Origin of the sequence: Carboxydocella sp. ULO1, assembly GCF_002049255.1 — a bacterium.
Classification (GTDB): Bacteria; Bacillota.
Genome location: NZ_BDLQ01000086.1, coordinates 1 through 631, shown reverse-complemented (window position 1 = coordinate 631; position 631 = coordinate 1). Strand labels below are relative to the sequence as shown.

1 pseudogene is annotated in these 631 nt (G+C 42.5%); it reads left to right on the top strand.

Annotated features, from left to right (window positions below):
* Positions 1-87: 87 nt before the first annotated feature.
* Positions 88-631: pseudogene (locus tag ULO1_RS11175) on the top strand (hypothetical protein); the annotation flags it as partial.

The following is a 631-nucleotide window of genomic DNA, read 5'->3' as shown; positions in this document are numbered from 1 at the left end:
AACAAAAATAAAAGTGTTATCGGAAAAGACCCAAATAAGCTTAAGCCAGGGCAAATTTTAAGAATCGCCTAAAAGGCGGTGGTAATATTGATTGATGTTTCTAAAATTGCATATTTACTTATAGCAATAAATCCTTCAGGCGGGAGAATTGACCTCTCGCCTTTTTTACGCAGTCTTACATGGGAAGAAAACGAAGGAGAATTAGCGGTCAGATTAGAAGCTGAGTTGCAGAATAAGCAGTTCAGCAGCGGTAAATGGCTTCACCAGTTAGTTGGTTTAAATACACCGATATATTTGTTTGCTGATTGGGGGAACGGTTTGAAGGAAGTTTTCCGCGGTACTGTTTTTGTCTGGGACTACCGAACAGATCCGCTGGGGAACTTCACGATTACTGCCTACGACAAACTTATTTACCTGACGAAAAGTAAGGACGACAGGTATTACAAAGCAGGAACAAAAGCAAAAACGATAATTCAGGATATAGCCAAAGCCTGGGGAATCCCGCTGGGAACTGTGCAGGGACCGGATATAGCTCTGTCAAAGCAGGTTTTTCGGGGAGATACATTAGCAGATATGATTTCATCCGTGCTGGACCAGGCAAAGAAGCGAGGAGCCGGTAAATGGATTGTTA